At 68.7% G+C, this 23,459-nt stretch carries 22 protein-coding genes; 10 read left to right on the top strand and 12 right to left on the bottom strand.

Features of this window, described 5'->3' with window-relative positions; all coding sequences use genetic code 11:
- The first annotated feature begins 200 nt into the window (after nt 1-200).
- Nucleotides 201-959, top strand: coding sequence for a GntR family transcriptional regulator (locus MRBLWO12_RS16095; protein ID WP_363557256.1), 759 nt, complete (start codon nt 201-203; stop codon nt 957-959).
- Nucleotides 960-1,043: 84 nt separating this feature from the next.
- On the opposite strand, the gene MRBLWO12_RS16090 is transcribed toward MRBLWO12_RS16095, so the two are convergent.
- The 3 genes from MRBLWO12_RS16090 to MRBLWO12_RS16080 form a co-directional block, all read right to left on the bottom strand.
- Nucleotides 1,044-1,940, bottom strand: a complete 897-nt coding sequence (locus MRBLWO12_RS16090) for a class C sortase (RefSeq protein WP_363557254.1) — start codon at nt 1,938-1,940, stop codon at nt 1,044-1,046.
- A 71-nt stretch (nt 1,941-2,011) separates the two neighbouring features.
- Nucleotides 2,012-3,496, bottom strand: coding sequence for a SpaH/EbpB family LPXTG-anchored major pilin (locus tag MRBLWO12_RS16085; RefSeq protein ID WP_363557252.1), 1,485 nt, complete (start codon nt 3,494-3,496; stop codon nt 2,012-2,014).
- Nucleotides 3,497-3,573: 77 nt separating this feature from the next.
- A complete protein-coding gene (locus MRBLWO12_RS16080) occupies nt 3,574-6,927 on the bottom strand; it encodes a DUF6923 family protein (RefSeq protein WP_363557250.1) in 3,354 nt (1,117 codons plus the stop codon).
- A gap of 235 nt (nt 6,928-7,162) precedes the next feature.
- Here MRBLWO12_RS16080 and MRBLWO12_RS16075 point away from each other — a divergent pair, with 235 nt between their 5' ends.
- Nucleotides 7,163-7,981, top strand: a complete 819-nt coding sequence (locus MRBLWO12_RS16075; protein WP_363557248.1) for a shikimate 5-dehydrogenase — start codon at nt 7,163-7,165, stop codon at nt 7,979-7,981.
- A 65-nt stretch (nt 7,982-8,046) separates the two neighbouring features.
- Here MRBLWO12_RS16075 and MRBLWO12_RS16070 read toward each other — a convergent pair whose 3' ends face one another.
- A complete protein-coding gene (locus MRBLWO12_RS16070; RefSeq protein ID WP_363557246.1) occupies nt 8,047-8,880 on the bottom strand; it encodes an aldo/keto reductase in 834 nt (277 codons plus the stop codon).
- Nucleotides 8,881-8,917: 37 nt separating this feature from the next.
- Nucleotides 8,918-10,108 (bottom strand): MFS transporter, encoded by a 1,191-nt coding sequence (locus tag MRBLWO12_RS16065; protein WP_363557244.1) that lies wholly within the window; start codon nt 10,106-10,108, stop codon nt 8,918-8,920.
- Between the two features lie 115 nt (nt 10,109-10,223).
- Here MRBLWO12_RS16065 and MRBLWO12_RS16060 point away from each other — a divergent pair, with 115 nt between their 5' ends.
- The gene (locus tag MRBLWO12_RS16060) at nt 10,224-10,673 is read left to right on the top strand and encodes a MarR family winged helix-turn-helix transcriptional regulator (RefSeq protein WP_363557242.1); all 450 of its coding nucleotides are present in this window, start codon (nt 10,224-10,226) and stop codon (nt 10,671-10,673) included.
- Nucleotides 10,674-10,679: 6 nt separating this feature from the next.
- Here the strand turns inward: MRBLWO12_RS16060 and MRBLWO12_RS16055 are convergent, their stop codons facing one another.
- The 4 genes from MRBLWO12_RS16055 to MRBLWO12_RS16040 form a co-directional block, all read right to left on the bottom strand.
- The gene (locus tag MRBLWO12_RS16055; RefSeq protein WP_363557240.1) at nt 10,680-11,528 is read right to left on the bottom strand and encodes a CPBP family intramembrane glutamic endopeptidase; all 849 of its coding nucleotides are present in this window, start codon (nt 11,526-11,528) and stop codon (nt 10,680-10,682) included.
- A 178-nt stretch (nt 11,529-11,706) separates the two neighbouring features.
- Complete coding sequence (locus MRBLWO12_RS16050) at nt 11,707-11,841, bottom strand: hypothetical protein (protein WP_363557238.1); 135 nt, start codon at nt 11,839-11,841, stop codon at nt 11,707-11,709.
- Nucleotides 11,842-11,951: 110 nt separating this feature from the next.
- Entirely contained in the window at nt 11,952-12,077 is a 126-nt protein-coding gene (locus MRBLWO12_RS16045) for a hypothetical protein (protein ID WP_281731703.1), read from the bottom strand.
- Nucleotides 12,078-12,256: 179 nt separating this feature from the next.
- The gene (locus MRBLWO12_RS16040) at nt 12,257-12,862 is read right to left on the bottom strand and encodes a TetR/AcrR family transcriptional regulator (RefSeq protein ID WP_363557236.1); all 606 of its coding nucleotides are present in this window, start codon (nt 12,860-12,862) and stop codon (nt 12,257-12,259) included.
- Nucleotides 12,863-12,952: 90 nt separating this feature from the next.
- On the opposite strand from MRBLWO12_RS16040, the gene MRBLWO12_RS16035 reads away from it, so the two are divergent.
- Complete coding sequence (locus MRBLWO12_RS16035) at nt 12,953-13,756, top strand: SDR family NAD(P)-dependent oxidoreductase (protein ID WP_363557234.1); 804 nt, start codon at nt 12,953-12,955, stop codon at nt 13,754-13,756.
- 99 nt (nt 13,757-13,855) lie between these two features.
- Here the strand turns inward: MRBLWO12_RS16035 and MRBLWO12_RS16030 are convergent, their stop codons facing one another.
- Nucleotides 13,856-14,797, bottom strand: a complete 942-nt coding sequence (locus MRBLWO12_RS16030; protein ID WP_363557232.1) for a LacI family DNA-binding transcriptional regulator — start codon at nt 14,795-14,797, stop codon at nt 13,856-13,858.
- Nucleotides 14,798-14,969: 172 nt separating this feature from the next.
- On the opposite strand from MRBLWO12_RS16030, the gene MRBLWO12_RS16025 reads away from it, so the two are divergent.
- The 6 genes from MRBLWO12_RS16025 (at nt 14,970) to MRBLWO12_RS16000 (ending at nt 21,822) form a co-directional block, all read left to right on the top strand.
- Nucleotides 14,970-16,481 (top strand): mannitol dehydrogenase family protein, encoded by a 1,512-nt coding sequence (locus tag MRBLWO12_RS16025; RefSeq protein WP_363557230.1) that lies wholly within the window; start codon nt 14,970-14,972, stop codon nt 16,479-16,481.
- Entirely contained in the window at nt 16,478-17,482 is a 1,005-nt protein-coding gene (locus tag MRBLWO12_RS16020; protein ID WP_363557228.1) for an L-idonate 5-dehydrogenase, read from the top strand. The genes MRBLWO12_RS16025 and MRBLWO12_RS16020 overlap by 4 nt, the downstream gene beginning before the upstream one ends.
- 39 nt (nt 17,483-17,521) lie before the next feature.
- The gene (locus MRBLWO12_RS16015; RefSeq protein WP_363557226.1) at nt 17,522-18,916 is read left to right on the top strand and encodes an MFS transporter; all 1,395 of its coding nucleotides are present in this window, start codon (nt 17,522-17,524) and stop codon (nt 18,914-18,916) included.
- A gap of 77 nt (nt 18,917-18,993) precedes the next feature.
- On the top strand, nt 18,994-20,223 hold the full coding sequence (gene manD, locus MRBLWO12_RS16010) for a D-mannonate dehydratase ManD (RefSeq protein ID WP_363557224.1): 1,230 nt from the start codon (nt 18,994-18,996) through the stop codon (nt 20,221-20,223).
- Nucleotides 20,213-20,872 (top strand): bifunctional 4-hydroxy-2-oxoglutarate aldolase/2-dehydro-3-deoxy-phosphogluconate aldolase, encoded by a 660-nt coding sequence (locus MRBLWO12_RS16005; RefSeq protein WP_363557222.1) that lies wholly within the window; start codon nt 20,213-20,215, stop codon nt 20,870-20,872. The genes manD and MRBLWO12_RS16005 overlap by 11 nt, the downstream gene beginning before the upstream one ends.
- The gene (locus tag MRBLWO12_RS16000) at nt 20,869-21,822 is read left to right on the top strand and encodes a sugar kinase (RefSeq protein WP_363557220.1); all 954 of its coding nucleotides are present in this window, start codon (nt 20,869-20,871) and stop codon (nt 21,820-21,822) included. The genes MRBLWO12_RS16005 and MRBLWO12_RS16000 overlap by 4 nt, the downstream gene beginning before the upstream one ends.
- A gap of 156 nt (nt 21,823-21,978) precedes the next feature.
- Here MRBLWO12_RS16000 and MRBLWO12_RS15995 read toward each other — a convergent pair whose 3' ends face one another.
- Together MRBLWO12_RS15995 and MRBLWO12_RS15990 are read right to left on the bottom strand one after the other, a co-directional pair.
- Nucleotides 21,979-22,983 (bottom strand): hypothetical protein, encoded by a 1,005-nt coding sequence (locus MRBLWO12_RS15995; RefSeq protein ID WP_363557218.1) that lies wholly within the window; start codon nt 22,981-22,983, stop codon nt 21,979-21,981.
- Nucleotides 22,980-23,303: a PadR family transcriptional regulator gene (locus MRBLWO12_RS15990; RefSeq protein WP_363557216.1), complete on the bottom strand. Its 324-nt coding sequence runs from the start codon at nt 23,301-23,303 to the stop codon at nt 22,980-22,982. The genes MRBLWO12_RS15995 and MRBLWO12_RS15990 overlap by 4 nt, the downstream gene beginning before the upstream one ends.
- Nucleotides 23,304-23,459 lie beyond the last annotated feature (156 nt).

The following is a 23,459-nucleotide window of genomic DNA, read 5'->3' as shown; positions in this document are numbered from 1 at the left end:
CTTCACCATAGGGGAGGATGCACGATCTCGCCACGAACGATTCGTCCAGGCGGCGAGATCGGCGAAGGTCGGGGAGAAGATCCGCAAGGATCGCAGGTTTCGGGAGGAGACAGGGCGTTACAGCACGGAGGCACCTCCGTTCGCCCGTCTCCCCCGATCCCGCGAGAATCCTTCGACGCCGCCCGCCTAGGATGGCGCTCGTGGAGCCAGACCGAAAGCCGCAGCCATCTCGCGAGACCTCGGGAAGCGCCGCTCGCCGCCGCCTCACCCTCCTGCTCCGCGGGAGCATCTCGCGCGGGGACTTCCCGAATGGACGGCTTCCACGCGAGTCCGAGATCATGCGCGACTACGGAGCAAGCCGTGGCGTCGTTCGAGATGTGCTCCAGCAGCTGAACGACACGGGCGTCGTCACGCGGACGCAGGGCGTCGGCACCCGCTCCCTTCTCGCCTCCCCCGCGCACCGGCACCCGCTCCACGGTGGCGACGTCCCTGCTCCTCACAGCGTGCAGCGTCGGATCATCGACACACCACGAACGGTCGAGGAGCGGATGGACGGCTGCGGTGCGCGCGTGCTGTGCATCGAGCACCTCACGATCGTCGACGCCATCGTCTGCGCCGTGTCGACGAGCTACCTCGCACTGCCGGCCGCGGCGCTCCTCGAGAACGCGGATCTCTGCGGCGGCATCCACGATCTGCTGCACGATGGCGGGCTCGTCGTCGCCTCCACCGAGCACGTGATCGGTGCGATGCTCGCCGACACTGCGACAGCCCACCGTCTCGGCGTGCCGACGTCGAGCCCCCTGCTGAGCCTGGAACAGACGATGCACGACAGCACAGGCGAAGCTCTGTGCTTCTCGACCACCGTGATGCGCCCTGACCGGATGTCGCTCTTCGTGCAGACGGTCGGCGTCACGCCGGGCAACGGGGTCGAGCCGGCCACGGGATCGTCTGTCGGCTGAGCGCGGTCCGCACGCGAGTCGGTGAAGAGACCCACCCGCGAGGCTCAGGGAGGGGAGAGCGCCTCGCGGGTGGGAGCGCGGGGGTCAGTGCGGCGCCGTGCGGGGACGGGCGATGGCGAAGGCGATCGCGAATCCACCGGCCAGCATGATGGCGGCCTCCCAGGGGAACCTCGGCGACGCCGGTGAGGCCGACAGTGCGATCGGGGCCGCCTCGCCCGATCCCGGATCCGTCCGCTCTGCCCGCACCAGGAGGCGATGCGTGTTCACACCGATCGGCGTGCAGGTGAGGAGCGTGAGGTAGTCGCGGCCGGCTACCTCACGCAGGTCCTCGCCCACGTCGGGAAGGACGGTCTTGATCTGGTCCACGGCATAGGTCAGCCTCTCGCCGGCGACCTCCACCACGAGAGTGTCGCCGACCTGCAGCTCTCCGAGTCGGCTGAACAGACTCTCTCCGGGGATTCCCGAGTGCCCGGTGAGCACGGCATGCGCACCGCTGCCCCCGACGGGGAGCGCTGACCCGTAGAGGTGGCCGATTCCCTTCGACAGGGTGTCCTCGTCTGTGCCGTGGTACACCGGCAGATCGACGTCGATCGCCGGTATGCGGATGCGCGCCATCGGCGCACCGGGACGCAGGGCGAGCTGGGCGAGATACTCCGCATGCTGGTCACGGGTGTCGTCGGCGCCGCCCTCGGCGTTGAGCACGTAAGGATCGCGGAGCGGACCATCCGGAAGGTCGCCGTTGTACCGTCGCGCGGCGGTGAGGAGATCATCGAGATCGTCGGCATCCGTCGCCGCGACCTCCTGCGAGTATCCCGACACGGTGGAGGCGTGGGTGAGGTCGGTCACCCATGTCCCCGCCGACGGATAGGCGACCAGACCGGTGCCGACGACGACGACGAGGCCGACCGCGACGTTGGCGGGCGACCACCGCCGCCCGCCGCGCCGCGTCGGGAGGGTCGCACCGCTGCGAGTGGTCGTCATGCTCTCCTCCTGCTGCGGTGGTGGAGGACAGGGCGGTCAGGGAGCGACCGCCCTCTCCTCGGGATGGGGCGTCAGGCGTTCCGGCGGCGCTTCACGACGAGGAACACGACTCCACCCGCGATGAGGCCGATGCCGACCAGGTAGAGCAGACCCGAACCGGTGCCGCCCGTGAACGGCAACTGGAAACCGCCATTGTGGGGGACGTTGGTGATGGTCAGGTCGATGCCCACGGCAGATGTCGCGGCGGTCACGGTGAACTCGATCGGCTCAGCGAGCAACTCGTATCCGTCCGGCGCCTGCACCTCGACAAGGTAGTACTGCAGGTAGCCCGCGTCTCCCGGGGCGACGGTGACACCGTTCGCGAAATCGCTGTAGCGCAGACCTTCGATCGTCAACGTGCCATCTGCCGCGACGACCTCGAACTCCGTGTCGCCTCCGAGCGTGACGGGGTTGGTCTGAGCGGCGGCATCGGCCGCCGAGGTGAACACCTGGAACACGGCGCCCGTCAGTGGTGCGCTGTCCGTTCCGATCTTCTCCACGGTGAGTCCACCCCAGCGGGTCTCGACCTCGGGCGTCACCGTCGGACCACCCGGCTCACCGGGGTCGATGTCGAAGCTGGCAGCGTTCGGGTAGACGAGCGCCTGGTTGGCGATCTCGCCCACCGCGTTCACCGTGGTGTCGATATCGAAGACGACCTGCGTGGTGTTGTTCGCAGCGAGGATCGCGCGGCCTGCGGCGGTGAACTCGAGCGTGACGGCGTTCGTGCCTGCATCGTGGACGATCGTGAAGTCAGCGCCCTCGGCGATCGTGGTGCCGTCGGCGAGCGTGACCGTCGCGGCGACGTAGTCGAGCTTGGGGTCGAGCACATCGACGATACGGAACCCGTCGATCGGGTCGACGTTGGGGATGTCAGAGGTGATGGTGAACGTCACCTCGTCTCCGAGCTGCACGGCTTCCGCGTCGTCGACGGTCTTGCTCGCCGTGGTCACCGCGTTCTTGGGGTACACGTGCACGTCATAGAGCCAGGTGTCACGATCGTCAGGATCCGTGAGCGGCACGCTCACCAGGAACGGCGCCGACGGTGTCACCCCCGCCGGAACACTCGTCTCCTCGACGAGGTAGAGGCCGACAGGCAGCCCGGTGAAGGCGGCCTGCCCTGACGTATCCGTCACGAGAGACGCCCCTGCGGCGAGCGCGAAGCCGGCACCCGTGATCGATCCCTCCGGATCGACGGCATCGAAGACACCCGAGAGGTCGGAGGCGTCCGCCCACCCGTCGTTCGTCGACAGATCGACACCGGTGACCTGTCGGACCTGGAACTCGACGCCAGGGAGCGGTGCGAGCCCTGTGGTGTCGACCGCGGTGCCGTTGTTCGGGAGTCCCGTCGGGGAGTCGGGCGCCTGGAGCTTGTGCACCGTGATCGATCCTGTCGCGTTCGGATCGACCAGCGGAGCCGCCGCTGCGGGCGCCGCGAGGCCGAGCCCCAGGAACACCGCGACGGCGCTCGCTGCGAGAACGCCGCGGAGACCGCGCCGAGTCGGATTCATCGTGTTCATCTCTTTCTTCCCCCTTGTGTCGGGTGTTTCAGTCATGTCGGGCCGTGCAGTCATGTCGCCTCTTGGCCTCATCGGGTTCATCCGGTGGCGACCCTTCGTCGCCGCCGCACCAGAAGGGCGCCGGCGGCGGCACCGGAGACGAGGAGGGTCACACCGAGCAGGTACATCCAGGTCGTCCCCGGCCCGCCGGCGTCGGGCAGGTCGAGGACCGGCACGTCCTCGACCCGGATCGTGCGGATGCCGTCGACATCCACCAGCTCGACGTTCGACGACGCCCCGACGCCGGTGCCGAGGGAGACCGACCCGTCATCCGCGATCACGAACGGCACCCGCTGCGGCAAGAGGGCGAAGCCGTCCAGCGCCCGTGTCTCCTCCAGCCAGTACGTCCCGGCCGTGAGCGTCACATCACGGAAGAGTCCCGTCACCGGCATCCCGCCCGACATCGCCGGGGGCACAGGATCCACGAGGGCGGTGCCTCCCGTCTCGGCATCCCAGATCACCCATTCGGAGCCGTCCATCGGCACCAACTCGCCGGTCGATGCCTCGCCGACCTTCTGCAGCTGCAGCGGCGTGGGGGTGACCTGCGTCGTGGTGCAGGCGGTCGGGCACGGCTGCGGCGGCGTCGGCTGACCCGGCTTGCCTCCCGTGCCCGTGACGGTGTTGGTCAGACTCCGTGACCACGCATCGGCATCCACGACGACGCGATATGTGAGTTGCGCCGTCGTGGATGCGGGAAGCGCGAACGGTCCGGTCGTGAGCTGAGTGCCGACGGGGTCGGTCAGCGCGAGGGGCGCACCTGTGCCGATCACCAACTGTGCCGATCCCGCCACGAACGCCGCGTCGTCAAGCACCTGCGACAGGTCATCGGTCAGCGACGCACCACTCACCTCGACTCCGGAGGTGTTGACCGCGGTGACGCGATACGTGATCTCGTCACCCGGACGCACGACCGCGCCGGTGGGCAATGCTGCGGCTCCGCGATACGCCTGCTTCGCGAGCGTCCACGTCGGGATCGCGAAGTTCGTGAACACGCACGCCACATGCGCACCGGACGCCGAGCTGCTCGGCATCGTGACGGTACCGGTGGCGCCGGTCCCACTCGCGATGAGACTGCTGTCGCGGGTGTCGACGCACTCCCACAGCGTGCGGTAGTTGCCGGGCACCGTGCCCGCGCTGGGAGTCTCGGTGATCGTGTACGTGCGCCCCGGCACCCCCACCACCGGACCTGCGGATGCCGCAGGCGATGCCTGCAGCCCGGTCGTCGCGCCGGAGGTCGTGCCGGTGTTCCCGAGAGCAACCCCGTTGCCCGAGATGGTCACGGTGAACTGATCGCTCGCCGTATGGCGGCCGTCGATGAACTTCTGCGCCGTGAGCGTGCTGTTCAGACTGCACGACGCCAGATCGTTCACGAGCGTGTTCGTCGTGCCGTTCGGGTTGAGGATGTTCGACGATGACGCCACCGCGCCGGAGTTGGGGTCGATGCGGGCCAGGACACGATTCGTCGCGGTGGCGTACTGCCCGTAGAGGTAGCCATCGCTGCCGAAGGCCGCGCCCTGGAAGGCGGCGGTGGCCGGTGCCGGGTAGGCGAGCAGACGAGTGGTGGCGACGCTGCCGTTCGTCGGAAGGTTCTCGATCACGAGGAGTTGGTTACCCGTGGCGGTCCCGTTGCCGGACGAGCTGACCACGAACGCGCGGCCACGACTGTCGAAGGCGAGGTCGCTGTACACGACTCCCGAGATGAGCGACGGCAGTCGGAACCTCTCCCCCAGGGAGGTGTTCGTCGCGGTGTCGAACGCGTAGAACACGTACTGCGATCCCGAATTCGCACCGACGTAGTACAGGCCGTCGACGGGATTGAGTGCCCCCATGAAGAGGTTCACCGCGGACGCCTGCGGTATCGTCCCGACCGCGGCCGCGACCCCCGTCATGGAGTCGTAGCGGTACACCGCCTTCGGGCCCGCCTGGGACACGGCGAACGCGTAGCGCCCATCAGCCGACATCCCCAGGCCGTTCACTCCGCTCGTCGGGAAGACGCCCTCCTGCACGGACGCGCCCGTCGTGCGGTTGATCGCCAGCACTGCACCCGTGGAGTTGAGTCCGTAGACCACGTCGGCCGTGCAGCGGAACCCTGCCGAGAACGCGGCCGTCGACGTGCTCTGGTCGTTCGCCGGATTCGGATCGCGTTCGTTGCCGATCACGCGCGCCGTGTTCGCGAGCAGACCGGTCGTGGCTGATGCGACGGTGCCGGTCACTGTGATCGTGCGGGTCGCGCCGACCGCGAGCCCGGCGAGTCCGCAGCGGAGAACACCCGACGTCACCGCGCATCCCGCCGTGGGGGATGACCCTCCGGTGACCCCGGCAGGCAGAGTGTCGGTCACCTGGTACCCGGAAGAGATGCCGGGGCCGTTGTTCGTCACGGTGAGCGTGTACGTGATCGCCGCTCCGGGTGTGTACACCGCCGGTCCGGTCTTCACGATCCCCAGATCGACATCAAGACCGGGGATCGCCGCACCGTCGTTGTTCGAGGATGCCGGTCCACTCGTCGTGGATACGAGAGTGAAGGTCGGCGTCGCCGCCGAAGGATTGCCGATCGCGAGCTGGTGGATGAGGCCGGTGACGTTGTCCGACAGGCCGAGGTTGCCGTTGCCATAAGTCCACTGCGCACCGAAAGCCCCGTTGAGCGCGATGCCCGTGGCCCACGACGAGACCTGACCGTTGGCGGGATTGATCCGGTACATGACGTTGGCGCTGCTCATGCCCCAGAGGAATCCGTCCTTCCACGTCAGGTCCGACACGTTGGGGACGGCGGAGGAGAGCGTGATCAGCGACGCGGTCCCTGTCGTGACGTTCACGGCCCACAGCTGCGCGGACGACGGCTGGGATGTGCGCACGTAAAGGGTGCTCGCGCTCGCCCCGGCTCCGAACGCGCCCTGGTTGTAGACCTGCGCACCCGGCGGAGCGGTGAGACCCGACACCGCCCCGAGCGAGGTCACCACACCCCCCTGTCCGATCCGCACAAGCACGGTGCGGAAACCGTCGTCTCTGCGGAGTCCGTAGAGATAGTTGTCGACCGTGTGGAAGCTGATCGCGTTGTACTCGATCGCAGACGGTGCACCCTCCGGCTGCAGCGTGATCGATCCATTGCCCTGCACGGCGGAGTACAGACGCGTGGGAGCGTCCTGCGCGATGAACACCCGGGGCATGGAGGGGTCGAAGGGGTCGCCGGGAGCAGCGGCGGCCGGCAGCGGCTGCGACAGGGGGATCGACACGACCGCGACAAGGACCGCGATGAGCAGAGCCGCCGGTAGGCGTCGCCACCCGGCGCGGCTCTCCGCCACACGCGCGCTTCTGCGTGCTGCGCCCATGATTCCTCCCCAGATACGTGCCTCACCGCGGTGCGTCATCCGGATGTTGGGGATGGACGTCCACATCTCGGCGGGGTACCTGGGAAACGTAGTGAGCACCACGAGAACGGAGAAGGGAGGCGCTGTCTCGGTTTGGTTACGCCGGAAGATCTACTGAAAAATCAGGACATCTGCTGTCGATCCGCCGATTTCGGCGCTCCCTCGATCCCTCACTCCTAGGGATTGCGCAGCGTCGTCGTCGACTGATCGCCGGCGCACTCGACGACACATGAGCATGAGGGCGCGCGAGTAGCCTGGAGCCGTGACGATGCTCAACAAGGACATGACGCTCTGTATCTCGCTGTCGGCCCGGCCGAGCAACAACGGGACCCGCTTCCACAACTTCCTCTACGAGGCGCTCGAGCTCAACTGGATCTACAAGGCTTTCGCGCCGACCGACCTCGCGCAGGCGATCGCCGGGGTGCGCGGGCTGGGCATCCGCGGGTGTGCGATCTCGATGCCGTACAAGGAGGACGTGATCGCCCTGGTCGATCGGATGGATGCATCCGCGACCGCGATCGATTCCGTCAACACGATCGTGAACGACGACGGCGTTCTCGTCGCGTACAACACCGACTACTCCGCGATCGCACAGCTGATCGAGCGGAACAGCCTCGATCCGGCGACCTCCGTGCTGCTGCGCGGATCCGGCGGCATGGCGAAGGCGACCGCAGCGGCGTTCCGAGACGCCGGCTTCACCGCGGTCACGATCGTCGCCCGTAACGAGAACCTCGGCCGTGCACTCGCCGAGCAGTGCGGATTCGGATGGCACGAGGATGCCGCCGGCCTCGAAGCCGACATCCTGGTGAACGTCACCCCGCTCGGCATGGCGGGTGGGCCAGACGAGCACTCTCTCTCGTTCGATGAGGCAGCGGTCGCCGCGGCGTCTGTGGTGTTCGACGTCGTCGCACTGCCGGCGGAGACCCCTCTCGTGAAGGCCGGTCGCGCGGCGGGCAAGACCGTGATCACCGGTGCCGAGGTCGCGACGCTGCAGGCCCTCGAGCAGTTCGTGCTCTACACCGGCATCCGCCCGTCCGCGGATCAGGTGCGGGCCGCCGAGGAGTACATGCGCGCGCAGTAACGCGACCCCTGAAGACACGCGCCCCCCGCGAGCGGTCATGCTCGCGAGGGTCGCAGGCAGAAGACTCAGCCGTTGAACTGCGCGGGATGCGGTCCGGTGCGACCGTCGCGCTCGAGCAGGTCGATCGACGTGAGCTCCTCGGACGAGAGCACGAAGTCGAATACGTCGAGGTTCTCGGCGATCCGGGCAGGGGTGACGGACTTCGGGATCACGACACGCCCCTGCTGCAGGTGCCACCGCAGCACCACCTGAGCGGGAGTCTTGCCGTGGCGCGCGGCGATCGCCACGACCGATTCCTCGCCGAGAACCGCGCCCTGGGCGAGCGGGCTCCACGCCTCCGTGACGATGCCCTGAGCGGTGTTCGCTGCGACGACCGCCCGGTTCTGCAGGGCGGGATGCAGTTCGACCTGGTTCACGGCCGGGACGATGCCGGTGTCGCTCGCGATGCGTGAGAGGTGCTCCGGTTCGAAGTTCGAGACTCCGATCGCCCCGACGCGCCCGTCGGCGTACAGGCGCTCGAGCGCGCGCCAGGTCTCGGGGTAGGTGTCGTGCGCCGGGGTGGGCCAGTGGATCAGGAACAGGTCGAGCCGTTCGAGCCCGAGACGTGCGAGCGACTGGTCGTACGCACGGAGCGCGGCGTCGTAGCCGTGGTCGGACACCCAGACCTTCGAGGTGACGAAGAGCTCGTCACGGGGCAGCCCCGACCGGGCGATCGCGGCGCCGACACCCGCCTCGTTGCCGTAGATCGCGGCGGTGTCGATGCTGCGGTAGCCGGCATCCAGTGCACTGGCGACGGCATCCGTGGTCTCGGCATCGGGCACCTGGAAGACGCCGAAGCCGAGCTGCGGCATCTCGAGGCCGTTGTTCAAAGTGACGGTGGGGATGGAGGGAGTGGTCATGCTCGTTCTCTCTCTTGCGGGGAAGCGGGGTGGTAGTTCACGCCGTGACGGTGGCGAACGTCGCCGTGTCGGCGCGAGGACGGGTGCGCGCGGCGAGGTGGACGGCGACGAGCATCACGCCGAGAGCGGATGTCGTGAGCGCGGCGCCGATCCAGATGGGCGAGGTGTAGCCGAGGCCCGCCGAGATCCCGACGCCTCCGGCCCAGGCGCCGAGCGCGTTGCCGACGTTGAATGCGCCGATGTTCGCGCCCGAGGCGAGGGTCGGCGCTCCTCCGGCATAGTGCATGATGCGGCTCTGCAGCGCGGGGACCGTGCCGAAGCCGAAGCCGCCCATGAGCACGAGGATGACCATGGTCGCGGGCTGCGACCCTGCGAGGAGTCCGAAAGCCACGAGCACCGCGGCGAGCGCGGCGATGAACCAGAGCAGTGTGCGGTCGACCGAACGGTCCGCGAGGCGTCCGCCGATCGCGTTCCCCGCCACCAGCCCGAGACCGAAGAGCACGAGCAGCCACGGCACGGCCGCGGAGGCGAAGCCCGTCACGCTCGTGAGCGTGTAGGCGATGTAGGTGAACGCGCCGAACATGCCTCCGTAGGCGAGGATCGTCACCAGCAGCGAGAGCCAGACCTGGCCGGAACGGAACGCCGAGAGCTCCTGGCGCAGGCTCACGCCGGCGCCGACGCCTCGAGGAGCACGCACGAGCGCGCCGATGCCGACGAGCGCCACGACACCGATGACGGAGATCACCCAGAACGTCGACCTCCAGCCGAACTGCTGCCCGAGGAAGGTGCCGAACGGCACGCCGAAGACGTTGGCGGCGGTCAGCCCGGTGAACATGATGGCGATCGCCCTGGCCTTCTTCTCGGGTGCCACCAGATCAGCAGCCACGACGGATCCGATGCCGAAGAAGGCGCCGTGCGAGAGGGCGGCGACGATGCGTCCTGCCATCGCGACTCCGTAGTCGGGCGAGAGAGCGGTGAGCACGTTGCCGGCGATGAACAGCACCAGCAGTCCGAGGAGCACCGGCTTGCGCGGGAGTCGCGTCGTTGCGGCGGTCAGCAGCAGGGCACCGACCACCACGCTGAGCGCGTAGCCGGAGATCAACCACCCTGCGCTGGCTTCGGTGACGCTGAAGTCGGCCGCCACCTCGGGCAGCAGCCCCATGATGACGAACTCGGTGAGTCCGATTCCGAAGGCGCCGATGGCGAGTGCGATGAGTCCGAATGGCATGGGTGCGCTCCGAGATCCTCTGCTAAAGTAGTTGCAGACGCGGGATTTTGCGTCCGAGACACAATGATTGCACGCGCAAGTAGTTTGCGCAAGCAACTATCTCTGGAGGTCACTCATGGGCATCTCTGACGACGCCGTCGAGATCCGTGCGCGCGGTTGGCGCACGCTCGCCGCGCTCCACGGCATCATCGAGGCCGAGCTCGAACGGGCTCTCGGCTCCTCAGCCGACCTCTCCGTCGTCGAGTACACGGTGCTCGATGCCCTGAGCCGCCAGGACGGCTGGCACATGCGCATGCAGCAGCTCGCCCGCGCCACGGCGCTGAGCCCGAGCGCCACCACGCGCCTGGTCACCCGCCTCGAGGACCGTGGCCTGCTGACGCGCATCCTGTGCCTCGACGACCGCCGCGGCATCTACACAGAGCTGACGCCGGCCGGACGTGAGCTCTACGAGAAGGCGCATCCGATCCACGACGAGGCTCTGGAACGCACTCTCGGCGAAGCGATCACGCAGCCCGAGCTCGCCCCGGTCGTGCACGCGCTGCAGGGCAGCACCGCGCACGTCTGACTCGCATCACGCGGGAAGCGTCGGCACCTTCTCGGCCGCCGGCAGCACCCGCCCACGGATCAGGAACAGCGCCACGATGCCGAACAGGATCACGCTGTAGTTGCCGGTGCTGGCGATCGTGAGCCAGATGTTCTGCGCCGCACCCTCGACGGCCTTGTCGATCCCGCCCGTCGAGAGGAAGAGGGTCGGATCGGTGAGCCCGTGCATCACGATCGCCCAGACGATGCTGCCCGTGACGCGCATCACGAGGTACATGCAGATGCCGAAGAAGAACGTGTAGATCAGCAGGATGGCGATCGTGAGGTCGAAGCCGGTGCCGATCGCGTTGACGAGGTGCATCATCGCGAACAGCGTCGAGGAGAGCACGGCGACGACCAGTTCCTTGTAGCCGGCCTTGCGCAGCAGCGCCACACCCGCCCCGCGGGTCACCAGTTCCTCGGCGATGCCGATGAAGAGGCCGGTGATGAGCGCCACCACGACGACCCCCGCGGGGAACGATCCGTAGTCGATCCCGATGAAGCGGAAGATGATCGGATACGCGACGACCGCCACGGCGATCCACATCCATGGCCTTCCGGTGATCGGCTGGCGCCCGAAGACGGGCTTGATCCAACCGATGGCGGCGAGGAAGGCCAGGATGACGACGGCGCCGACCCCGATCGGAAGAAGCAACTCGACTGCGACGTTGGTGGCGCTGGCGAAAGGCCCACCGTCGACGATCAGGTGCCCGAGCGTCAATCCGACCAGCTGACTGACCCCGAGATAGATGACCAGATACCCGGCCGTGACGAGCAGTGCTCGCCACCATCCGCCCCGATGCCAGAAGCCGTCCCGCGTCTGCCAGAAGTCCGCCATGCTGTCCGCCCCTCAGCTCCGCCGCCTGTCGCGACTCTCCTTTTTCATCCTGGCGGTTCGAAAAAGGCGTGTCCAGAAGCGATACACCGGCGTGTCCGTGGCGCGGCACCCTCGTCGCGGGATCAGACGCGTCGAGCAGCCAGGGCTCGAAAAGCGCTGACCCCGCGAGAGGTGCGGATCAGGCGTTCGCGCCCTTGCGCGGCTTGATGAATGCCTCAGGCTCCTGCTTCGACCGCTTCGCGAGGCGCTTCTCCTTCAGCGAGAGCTGCGGAACCTTCTTGCCGTCGCGTGCCTGCGGTGACTTCTTGGACATGTGAAACTCGCTTCCCCTTGGTGGCTGGCGGCTGACACTCCCGACCATAGCCACTTCCCCAGGGAAGTCAAATTACCGCTGAACAGGAAAAAACTCCTGATCCGCTGCGCTCACTCGTCTTCGCGGGCCGCCGCGATCTCCTCTTCGACCTCTTCCGGAACCTCCGGCTCCTCCGGCACCTCCGGAAGGCCGGAGAAGTCCTCGAAACTGTTGATCAGGGCGTCGGGATTCGACATCGTGCACTCCGCTCATCGATGGAACTCTCCCCTCCAGAGTCGTACGGATGCGCCGGGAAAGGAAGGGCCATCGAGTCGTGAGGGGTCAAGACACGCCGCGGCCGGGCCGAGCGCTGCGGCGTGTCTTGACCCCTCAGGGGTTGCAGGGACGCGCGGGGCGCGGGGCGCGGCGCACGGAGTCAGGCCGTCGGCTGCAGTCCTCGCCAGAAGGTGTCGCTCGCGGTATCGACCAGGTCTTCCGCCGCGATGCCGTCGAGCAGCCCGCCGGAACTCAGCGTCGCCACACCGTGGAACGTGGCGAAGGCGGTGAGCGCGATGCGCTGCGGGTCACCGGGGCCGATCGCCCCGAGCCGCTGCGCCGCATCGACCACGCGCATCGTGATCGCCATCGACGCATGGCCCGCCTCGATGAGCTCGGCGCGCGCATCCGGCGCGTGCTTCAGGCCGAACATCAGCGACAGCAGTGTCGGCTGCGCGAGCGCGAAGGCGACGTATCCGCGAGCGAGCTCGTCGAACCGCTGCCGCACGTCCGCCACGGTCGTCGCCTCCGCGCCCGCGACGTCTTCGAGCGCCGCGCTCAGGCGGAGGAACCCATCTTCGGCGAGCGCGTCGAGCAGGGCCTGCTTGTCGCGGAAGTGTCGGCTGGGGGCCGCGTGACTGACGCCTGCGTCGCGGGCCAGTTGGCGCAGTGACAGCGCTTCGACACCCTCGACCTCGATGCTCGCGCGGGCGGCTTCGAGGAGCGTGCGGCGGAGATCGCCGTGGTGATAGCGCTGTTCGGGCACCCGTCCATCCTAAGGGCAGATGTAGACATTGACAACACGCGACGGCACGTGCACAATGATGACACTGACAACATCGAGGAAGGCACCATCATGACGCTCGACCTGCACGGAGGCACTGCCCTCATCACCGGCGCGAGCTCGGGACTGGGCGTGGAGTTCGCCCGACGATTCGCGGCGCGCGGATCGAACCTGGTGCTCGTGGCCCGGCGCGCCGACCGGCTCGAAGCCCTCGCCGCCGAGCTGCGGGCGAGCGCTCACGTCGACGTCGAGGTCGTGCCCGCGGACCTGGGCATCGCCGGTGCAGCAGTCGCACTCCGCGACGAGATCGACCGCCGCGGCATCCGCATCACCTCGCTGGTCAACAACGCGGGCTTCGGCTCCCACGTCGCCTTCGATCAGGCCGACCCCGCCCGCACGAGCAGCGAGATCCAGCTCAACGTGGTCACGCTGGTCGAGCTGACGCGCGCGTTCCTCCCGCAGCTGCTGCAGGGACACGGCGCTCTGGTCACGGTCGCGAGCACCGCGGCATATCAACCGACCCCCGGCATGGCCGTCTACGGCGCCACCAAGGCGTTCGTGCTGAGCTTCACCGAGGCGCTGTGGGCCGAAGCCCGCGGCACCGGCCTGCGGGTGCTCGCCGTGAGCCCCGGGTCGACGAAGACCGAGTTCTTCGATGTCGTCGGCACCGATGCGGCATCCGTGGGCCGGCAGCAGACCTCGGCGCAGGTGATCGACACGGCCTTCCGCCAGCTGGACCGCCCGCACGGCGCTCCCAGCGTCATCTCCGGCACCAAGAACCATCTGCTCGCGCTCGGCACCCGCCTGCTCTCACGGCGAGCCCTCGCGCGCACGAGCGCACGCCTGCTCGGCGAGGTGCGACTGTCTCGCCGCTAGATCGAACCGTGAGGGGTCAAGACACGCCGCAGCCGGGCCGCATGATGCGGCGTGTCTTGACCCCTCACGTGCAGAAGGGCACGGCGTGAGCGGGGTCCCTCAGGGCGACGGCGCGGCGGTCGACGCACGCACGATCAACTGCGAACCGAGGGTCACGATGTCGCTGATCACGACTCCCGACATCGCCTGGAGCAGCAGATCGACCGCCAGTGCACCGCTGCGCTCGATCGGCATCCGCACCGTCGTGAGCGCGGGGGTCACCGCACCGGCGAGGTCGATGTCGTCGATACCCACGATGCTGATGTCGGCAGGGCAGCGTCGGCCGAGCTCGATCAGTCCGGCCTCGAGACCGAGCGCGACGAGGTCGTTGTAGGCGACGACCGCGGTGGCGCCGCTCGCCGCAGCGGGTGCGGCAGCGGCACGGCCGCCCTGGATCGATGCCGCGTGATGGCTGAGAGGAGTCAACCGGATGCCGTGGCGCTCGCAGGCCCGCGCGATGGTGTCGGCGCGGCGGACATCGGCCCAGGAACCGCGCGGTCCTGCGGCATAGGCGATGTGCGTGTGACCCAGCGCAGCGAGGTGCTCGATCGCCTGGCTGGGCCCGTTCTCGGTGTCCATCAGCACACAGGCCGCACCGTCGATCTGACGGTTGACCACGACGTAGGGGGTGTCGCCGACGAGCGCGAGCACGTCCGCGTCGGGAAGTCGCGGCGAGCACAGCAGCATGCCGTCGAGCTTGCGCGCCTGCTCGATCTGCTCGCGCTCGCGCCGCAGGTCCTCATCGGCGTCGAACAGCACGATGCGGTGGCGGCCGTGCCACGCCTGGCCCTGGATCGCCTTGAGCAGTGTCGCGTAGACGGGGTTCGCGACGTCCGGCACCACGACGCCGAACGTGCGGGTGGCGACGGCCGACTGCGGCGTGGAGTAGCCGAGATCGGTGGCGGCCTGCAGCACGCGCTCGAGCGTTCCGTCCGCCAGACGCGCCGGTTCGCCGAAGGCGCGGGATGCCGTGGCGATGGACACGCCTGCGCGCCTCGCCACGTCTGTCAATGTCGCTGCCACTGTCGCCTTCCGGTTGTCCCGCAATCCTACGATCACCACCCGTGATGTAAAACAGGTTGACAAGTTTGTACAACTCATACACACTGCTTTACATGACGATCATCGCCGATCACCCCCAGTGGTGCGCCGAAGCCCGTGAGGGGAACACCCCATGAGCATCCAGGCGCACACCCTCGGCCGCGCGTCGTCCGGCACGGCAACGCTTCCCGCCGCCCCCTCCGGCGCCGGCATCCTGCATCTCGGACTCGGCAGCTTCCACCGCGCGCACCAGTCGGTCTACACCGCCGCGGCTCTGCAGAGCACCGGGGGCGACTGGGGAATCATCGGCGTCGCGTCACGCTCCCGCGCAGTCGTCGACGCGATGCACGCGCAGGATCTCCTCTACTCGGTCGCGACGATCTCCCCCGACAGCACCTCGCTCACCATCCCAGGAGTGCACACCGACGCGTTCGTCGGCGGGGAGCAGCCCGAGCGCATCGTCGCCCACCTGGCGGATCCGAGCATCCGCATCGTGACGCTCACCGTCACCGAGAACGGCTACAGCTACTCGGCGGCCACTCAGCGCCTCGACCTCGACGACCTCGTCGTGCAGGCAGACCTGCGCGGCGGGGCACCACGCTCCACCATCGGCCAGCTGGCGCGCGGCCTGCAGGCACGCGCCGCCGCAGGAGCCCCGGTCTCGGTGCTCAGCTGCGACAACCTCGCTGCCAACGGCAAGCACACCGAGAAGCTGGTGCGCGAGTTCCTCGACGCGCTGCCTCACGGCGAAGGCGCTGACACACTCGCCTTCCTCGACCAGTCGGTGAGCTTCCCCTCCAGCATGGTCGACCGCATCGTGCCGTCCACCACGGCGCAGATGCGCGAACAGGTGAGCGCGCTCCTCGGCGTCCGCGATGAGGTGCCGGTGCCCGCAGAGCCGTTCACGATGTGGGCCATCGAAGACCGGTTCGCCGGCGGACGCCCCGCCTGGGAGGCCGGCGGCGCCGTGTTCACGAACGAGGTGGGGCGGTACGAGCAGATGAAGGTGCGGCTGCTCAACGGCACCCACTCCCTCATCGCCTACCTCGGCGCGCTCCGCGGCGTCGGCACCATTCCAGAGGCCATCGGTCTCAGCGAGATCGCGGATGCCGCACTCGCGGTGCTGCGCGGCGAGTACGAGCCCTCGATCGAAGTGCCCTCCGGCGTCGACATCCGCGCGTACGAGAGCGAGCTCTTCGCGCGCTGGGGCAACAGCGCGCTCGGGCACCGCACGAGCCAGGTCGGCACCGACGGCTCCGTCAAGCTGCGCCAGCGCATCCCGGAGCCGGCGATGCTCGCACTCCGCAACGGCGAGATGCCGCATCTGATCGCCCTGACGGTGGCCGGATACCTGTCGTGCATCGCCCCGCTCCCCGGCTTCGACCCCGGAGTCCACGCGGCCGCGATGACGGATGCCGCCCGTGACCGCCTGCAGGCCGTCGCCGCCACCGCACGCGACGGCCACGAGCTCGCCGAGCGCGTGATCGCCGAACAGCAGCTGTTCGGTGATGAACTCGCAGGGCAGGACTCGTTCATCACTCGCGTGGGCGAGCTCATCGACACGATCCGCCATCGTAGCGTCGACGCCGCGATCGCGGATGCCCTCTCGGCATCCCAGACCATCAAGAAGGAGATGCAGCCATGAAGGCTCTCGCCATCCACGGCAAGGAAGACATCCGCTGGGAGGACCGCGAGGTCCCGACGCCCGGCGACGGCGAGGTGCGCCTGCGGGTGAACTACGTCGGCATCTGCGGATCCGACCTGCACTACTACTTCCACGGCGCGAACGGGGAGTACACGATCCGTGAACCCCTCACCCCCGGGCACGAGCTGTCGGGCGTCGTCGACCTCGATCCGTCCGGCCGCCTCGCTCCCGGCACCCCGGTGACCGTGCACCCCGCGCGCTACGGCCCCAGCATCCCCGGCCTCGAGGACCGCCCGCACCTGCGCCCCGGCGGCGACTACTTCGGCAGCGCGGCGGCGACCCCGCACCGCCAGGGCGGGGCATCCGAGTACCTGTTGGTCGAGGAGCAGATGATCCGCGTGCTCCCGGCGTCGCTCCCGCTCGAGCGCGCCGCACTCGCCGAGCCGCTCGCCGTCGCGATCCACGCCGTGAGCCTCGCGGGCGACATCAGCGGCAAGCGGGTGCTGGTCATCGGCGCCGGTCCCATCGGTCTGCTCGTGGTCGCGGCCGCCGTGCACGCCGGAGCGGGCGTCGTCGGCGCCAGCGACGTGCGCACCGAGCCGCTCGACCGCGCACAGGCCCTCGGCGCGACCGAGGTCTCACTCGTCGGCCGCGACACGATCGAGAACGAATCGTACGACGTGGTGCTCGAGTGCTCCGGCGTCGGAGTGGCGCTCACCTCCGCTGTCCGCGCTGCACGTCGCGCAGGCACCATCGTGCAGGTCGGCATGCTCCCCAACGCCGACATCGGAGTCAACCTCGCGCCCTTGCTCGCGAAGGAGCTGACCATCCGCGGTGCGTTCCGCTTCTCGACCGAGATCGACGACGCGGTGGCGATGCTCGCCGAGTCCGACGCTCTCGACCCTGTCATCTCCCACGTCATCCCCGCATCCGACGCCGTGCGCGCGTTCGAGCTCGCCCGCGACTCGTCCGCCTCAGCCAAGGTCCTGCTCTCCCTCTAGCGATACCCCCACCCGTTCCTGGTCCAAAGGAGTACCTCCATGTCAGAACCGCAGACGACGGCACAGGCCGTCGACGACCCCGCCGCGAAGAGGTCGGTCAAGGACCTCGTCCGCGCCGCCATCTCCGGGTGGCTCGGCACCGCCCTCGAGTTCATGGACTACCAGCTCTACTCGCTGGCCGCCGCGCTCGTCTTCGCCGATCTGTTCTTCTCTTCCGAGAACCCCGCCGTGGCGGTCGTCGCGGCGATGGCGACCTACGGCGTCGGCTACGTCGCCCGCCCGGTCGGCGCGTTCTTCTTCGCGCGCCTCGGTGACAAGACCGGCCGCACGAAGGTGCTGTTCTACACGATCCTCCTGATGGGTCTCGCGACCACCCTCATCGGCTTCCTGCCGACGTACAACCAGGTGGGTGTCCTCGCGCCGATCCTGCTCGTCCTCCTCCGCATCGCGCAGGGCTTCGGCGCGGGCGCGGAGATCTCGGGCGCCGGCGTCATGCTCGCCGAGTACGCACCGGCGAAGCGCCGCGGCATCATCGCCTCGCTCGTCGCACTCGGCACGAACTGCGGAACCCTGCTCGCCTCCGGCATCTGGGCGATCCTCCTCGTCGCCTACAGCGAGCAGGAAGTCATCGACTGGGCATGGCGCATCCCCTTCATCGGCAGCGCGGTCATCATGCTCTTCGCGATCTGGGTGCGCTTCAACCTCAAGGAGACCCCGGTCTTCGAGGAGCGCGACGACGTCGTCGACGGCAAGGCGCTCTCCCGCGAGGAGACGATCCAGCTCGCCACCGAGACCGGCGATGTGCGCACCCTCGAGGCGATGGAGCGCAAGCCCTGGAAGGCTTTCTCGATCGCCCTGCTGCTGCGCTTCGGCCAGGCCGGAAACTCCGGCATGATCCAGACGTACCTGATCAGCTACATCACCGTCGTGCTGCTGCTCGACCGCTCGATCGGCGTCAACGCCGTCATCGTCTCGTCGCTCGTCGCCTTCATCACCGTGCCGCTGTCCGGCTGGCTCGGCGACAAGTTCGGCCGCAAGCGCATGTACATGATCTGGGCGGTCATCGCGCTCATCATCATCATCCCGACGATGCTCATGATCAGCAGCGGCGTCACGCTGCAGGTCTTCATCGGCTACGTCGTGCTGCACAACCTCGCGGTGATGAGCTTCGCATCGCTCGAGAACCTCACGCTGCCCGAGCTGTTCGGAGCCCGCAACCGCTACACCTTCACGGCCATGGCCCGCGAGATCGCCGCGATCATCGCGACCGGTGCGGGGCCCGTCATCGCCGCCGCGTGGGTCTCGGCCGTCACCGGCTCGTTCATCCCGATCATCATCATGCTCTTCATCTTCACCCTGAGCGCACTGATCGCCTCGATCTGGATGCCGGAGGTCGCCGGTCGCGATCTCACCGATCCGCGCGACGCGATCTGACCGCACCGACACCCACTCGGGGTGCGGCCGACCCGAACGGCCGCACCCCACCCCCCCCACTCTGAGGAACCTCTGCCATGACCATCGAGCTCGTCGACGTCAACATCACCAGCCCCGGCCGCAACTTCGTGACGCTGAAGATCACGACCTCCGACGGCATCACGGGTCTCGGTGACGCCACCCTGAACGGCCGCGAGCTCGCGGTCGCCTCCTACCTCGCCGATCACGTCGCCTCGATGCTCATCGGCCGCGACGAGGACCGGATCGAAGACACCTGGCAGTACCTCTACCGCGGACCGTACTGGCGTCGCGGACCCGTCACGATGGCCGCGATCGCCGCTGTCGACATGGCGCTGTGGGACATCAAGGCCAAGAAGGCCGGGATGCCGCTGTACCAGCTGCTCGGCGGCGCCAGCCGTGAGGGCGTGCGGGTCTACGCCCACGCCTCCGGCACCGACTACGCGGCTCTCAAGAACGCGATCACCGGCTACGAGGAGCTCGGCTACACCGCCGTGCGCGTGCAGACCGGCGTGCCCGGCCTCGGCCAGATCTACGGCGTCTCGGCCACCGGCCCCGGCGTGCGCTACGACTACGAGCCCGCCAAGCGCGTCGAGAACGGCCGCCCCAGCGAGGAGCGGTGGGACACCCGCAACTACCTCAACCACATGCCGGGGATCTTCGCGAAGATCCGCGAGGACTTCGGCACCGACCTGCGCATCCTGCATGACGGCCACCACCGGATGACCCCGATCGAGGCCGCCCGCTTCGCGAAGGAGATCGAGCCCTACGACCTGTTCTGGCTCGAGGACTGCACCCCCGGCGAGGACCAGTCGGCCCTGCGCCTCGTACGCCAGCACTCCACCACGCCGCTGGCGATCGGCGAGGTCTTCAACTCGGTGTACGACTACCAGACGCTGATCACCGAGCGCCTGATCGACTACGTGCGCTCGGCCGTCACCCACACCGGTGGCATCACCGCGATGAAGAAGCTGCTCGACTTCGCCGCGATCTACGGCATCAAGTCCGGCATCCACGGCCCGACCGACATCTCGCCCGTCGGCATGGCCGCCGCCCTGCACCTGGACCTCGCGATCCACAACTTCGGCATCCAGGAGTACATGCCGCACAACGAGAAGACGCTCGAGGTGTTCCAGACGTCGTTCACGTTCGACAAGGGCTTCCTGCACCCCGGTGAACAGCCCGGTCTCGGTGTCGAGCTCGATGAGGAAGCGGCGGCCGGATACGACTACACGAAGGCGTACCTGCCGGTGAACCGCCTGCTCGACGGGACCGTTCATGACTGGTGAGACCCGGCCCGCTGCCGGCACTCGCGTCGCGCTGCCGGAGCGGACGGTCGAGTCGCGGCTCATCGTCGTCGCCCGCGCCCAGCGCGCCGAGGACTACGACGCCGTGCTCGATGTGCTGGTGGATGCCGGCATCCGCAGCGTCGAGCTGACGCTCACCACACGGGGCACGTTCGCGCACTTCCCCCGGTTGCGCGAGCGCTTCGGTGACGTGGTGGACCTCGGCATCGGCACGGTGACGAGCGCCGACGACCTCACCCGCGCGATCAATGCGGGAGCGACGTACATCGTCACCCCGATCACCTCGACCGCGTTCGTGCAGCAGGCGACGGATGCCGACGTGCCGATCGTTCCGGGTGGCCTCACCCCGACGGAGCTGTTCGCGTCGTGGTCGGCAGGTGCGTCGGCCGTGAAGGTGTTCCCCGCCGGTCAGGTGGGTCCCGGATATCTGAAGGACCTGCGCGGCCCGTTCCCCGACATCGTCGCTGTGCCTTCGGGGGGCGTCGATCTGGCGGGAGCCGAAGCCTGGCTGGCCGCGGGTGCGGTCGCGGTCAGCGTCGGGGGCCCGCTGCTCGGCGATGCCTTCAACGGTGGCGATCTCGGCGCACTGCGCGACCGGGCAGAGGCCTTCGTCTCGGTCTGCGCACGATGACCCGACCCTCGGTGGTCACGCTCGGCGAGACCATGGCGCTCGCGCGCACCACGGAGGTCGGATCGCTGCGGCACGCGTCCGAGCTGCGGCTCGGCATCGGCGGCGCGGAGAGCAACGTCGCGATCGGACTGGCGCGACTCGGCGCCGCGGTGTCGTGGCTGGGCCGTGTGGGCGACGACTCTCTCGGCGAGCGAGTGGCGCGGGAGCTCCGTGGCGAAGGCGTGGACGTGCGCGCTGTGATCGACGCGGATGCCCCCACCGGACTCATGGTCAAAGAGAAGCCGTCGGTCTCATCGACCGCCGTCCACTACTACCGCGCGGGGTCGGCGGGCTCACGGCTCAGCGCATCCGATCTGCCCGACGGCTGGGTCGAAGGCGCCGCGCTGTTGCACATCACCGGCATCACACCGCTGCTGTCGGAGTCGGCACGGGGCGCGGTGCACGCGGCCGTCGACCGTGCGAAGGCGTCGGGTGCGACCGTGAGCTTCGACATCAACTACCGGTCGGCGCTGGGTTCGGCGGCGGTCGCGGGCCCCGTGCTCCGCGAGATCGCCGAGCGTGCGGACATCGTGTTCGGCGGGGCTGAGGAGTTCGGCATCCTGTACCCGGATGCGTCGGCCGACGAGTCTCCCGCGCTGCTGCACGCGGCCGGGTGTGCTGCCGTCGTCGTCAAGCTCGGGCCGAAGGGCGCAGCCGTGCACCTCGGCGATCGGGTTGTCGCCTCGCCCGGGTTCGTGATCGACGTGGTCGACACGGTCGGCGCCGGTGACGCGTTCGTCGCGGGGTACCTCAGCGCCCTGCTCGACGGGGCCGATCTGGATGCCGTGTTGAGGCGCGCGAACGCCTGCGGCGCAATGGCCTGCCTGGTGCCGGGCGACTGGGAGGCCGCGCCCACGCTGCGCGAGCTCGAGCGTTTCCTCGTCGGCGATGCCGACCCGGTGCGGCGCTGACCACTCGCCTTCGTGCCCCGCGCTCGTCCAACCTCACGCCCGCGTCCTCACTCTCACGTGTGGGCTCACGACATTCGCGTGAGGGGTCACAACACGCCGCGAGCAGCCGGAGCGGCGCGGCGTGTTGTGACCCCTCACCGCGGTCGGCGTGCGCGTTCAGCTCTCGAGCGGCTCCGGACGCGCGAGGCCGACGTAGGGCGCCAGCCGACGTTCGAACTCCGCACGGTCGGCGGCCGGCAGCAGTCCGTTCGCGCCGTACATGACCGAGATCGAGTTCGGGAGCGAGCCGTACTCCGCTGAGGCTTCGGCATCCTCGGTGAAGCGTCCGTCGCGATCGAGGGAGAGGTCCTGCATGCCGAACATGAGCCACTGCCCCGTGGGGCCTTCGATGGTCCCCGAGACGACCACCGACTCCTCAGGGGTCACACCGCCGAAGGCCTGCTTCACCTCGGCGGCCGTCATGTACTCGGAGTCGTGATCGAGCGTCAGCTCCGTGAAGCCGTGCCGCGCCGCGATACTGGCGATGATCTCCAGCGCCCGCTCCTTCTCCGTCCAGGTCGCGGGCACGCTGGTGGACTGGCGCCCCTGCACGTTGAGAGTGCTGAGCATCGACGGCCCGCCGTAGAAGTTCTCCGCGGGGAAGGCGACCTGGTCTCCGTTGCCGGTGGACGGCGGGGCCCACGCCAGACCGAACTCGGCCGTCAGCGCCGTCTCGATCTCCTCCAGCAGGGCACGTCCCTCCGCCTCGCCCTGTTCCAGCGTCGGCCCGGAGAGGATGTCCTCGGGCTCGAGCTCCGGGATCCCCGGGTAGTCCCGCCAGAACACCTCGCGGTCGCCGCCATCCGTCGCCTCGACCGTCACGACACCGCGCGCATCGGAGACGAGCATCACTGCGATGGCTGCGGCGGGAGCGCCCACCACGACCGCACCGACGACGATCGCGGTGATCGCGAAGACCCGTCGGCGCGTGAAAGTCCCGCGCCGAGCGCTCACCCCCTCGGACAGAGCGGCCTGCAGCGCGCCGAGTGCCACCTGCACGCGAGGGATGCCGAGCTCTTCCGCGCCGGCGAGATCGGCGAGCCATTCCTCTCGGCGCACCTCCCGCCGCGAACGCGGAAGAAGGGCCGCGGCGATGCGGATGAGCGCCTCGGAACCGTTCATCCCGAGATCCCGAACGCGAGTCGCGGTGTCGGCGCGGCCGCAACGCGGCGAGCGCGCGCGGCGACGAGCGCGGCGGCCTCTGCACGCCCCTCATCCGTGAGGCGGTAGTACCGGCGGCGCGGTCCCGAGTGGTCGGACTCGCCCTCCCAGTCGCCGACGATCCAGCCGAGCTCCTCGAGCCGGGAGAGGATCGGGTACACCGTGCCCGGTGCGCGCTCCACGGCCTTGGCCAGCGCGAGGCCCCAGACCGGATCCGCGGAACCGAGCAGAACCTGCACCACGTCGAGGGTGGGTGCCGTGACCCGCGTCAGCTTCGTCATGAGGCTTATTCTATATATACAGAACAAGCTCCCACCAGGGGTGCGTGGCGGCAGGTGTCGCACCCAGGATCGACTCGCCTCCGAGTTGACGTGACCGGCGGGCGACAGCTATGGTCAGATCACTGAGAGAGCGCTCTCTCCTAGTGTTCACAGACT

The organism is Microbacterium sp. LWO12-1.2 (genome assembly GCF_040675875.1).
Taxonomy (GTDB): domain Bacteria; phylum Actinomycetota; class Actinomycetes; order Actinomycetales; family Microbacteriaceae; genus Microbacterium.
Note: the sequence above shows the minus strand (reverse complement) of the source record. Positions and strands in the feature narration are given on the sequence as shown.